The 948-nt window shown below is 65.3% G+C and carries 1 pseudogene; it reads left to right on the top strand.

From position 1 onward, the window contains the following. Positions 1-758: pseudogene (locus R1101_RS28720) on the top strand (SPFH domain-containing protein); the annotation flags it as partial. Positions 759-948 lie beyond the last annotated feature (190 nt).

Genomic DNA, 948 nt, shown 5'->3' with positions numbered 1-948 from the left:
GGGCGAAGGTCGATCTGCGCGAACGTGTCGTCTCGTTCCCGCCGCAGCCGGTCATCACCCAGGACAACCTCACGCTGAGCATCGACACCGTCGTGTACTTCCAGGTCACGAACCCGCAGGCCGCCGTCTACGAGATCAGCAACTACATCGCCGCCGTCGAGCAGCTCACCGTCACCACCTTGCGCAACGTCGTCGGCGGAATGACCCTCGAAGAGACCCTCACCTCCCGCGATTCGATCAACGGCCAGCTGCGGGGTGTGCTCGACGAGGCCACCGGACGGTGGGGACTGAGGGTGGCCCGAGTCGAACTCAAGAGCATCGATCCGCCGCCGTCGATCCAGGAATCGATGGAGAAGCAGATGAAGGCCGATCGTGAGAAGCGTGCCATGATCCTCACGGCCGAGGGCAACCGCGAATCGGCGATCAAGACCGCCGAGGGCGACAAACAATCGCGCATCCTCTCCGCCGAAGGCGCCAAACAGGCCGCGATCCTCGAAGCCGAGGCCGATCGCCAATCGCGGATTCTGCGCGCCCAGGGTGATCGCGCGGCCCGCTATCTCGAGGCCCAGGGCGAGGCGAAGTCCATCGAGAAGGTGTTCGCAGCGATCAAGGCCGGCAAGCCCACTCCGGAACTGCTCGCCTACCAGTACCTGCAGACGCTGCCGCAGATGGCGCAGGGCGACGCCAACAAGATGTGGGTGGTGCCGAGCGACTTCGGTAAGGCGCTCGAAGGGTTCGCGCGAACCCTTCGAGCGCCTTACCGAAGTCGCTCGGCACCACCCACATCTTGTTGGCGTCGCCCTGCGCCATCTGCGGCAGCGTCTGCAGGTACTGGTAGGCGAGCAGTTCCGGAGTGGGCTTGCCGGCCTTGATCGCTGCGAACACCTTCTCGATGGACTTCGCCTCGCCCTGGGCCTCGAGATAGCGGGCCGCGCGATCACCCTGGGC

Origin of the sequence: Rhodococcus sp. R1101 (assembly GCF_000278445.1) — a bacterium.
In the GTDB taxonomy this organism is placed as follows: domain Bacteria; phylum Actinomycetota; class Actinomycetes; order Mycobacteriales; family Mycobacteriaceae; genus Rhodococcus; species Rhodococcus gordoniae.
Note: the sequence above shows the minus strand (reverse complement) of the source record. Positions and strands in the feature narration are given on the sequence as shown.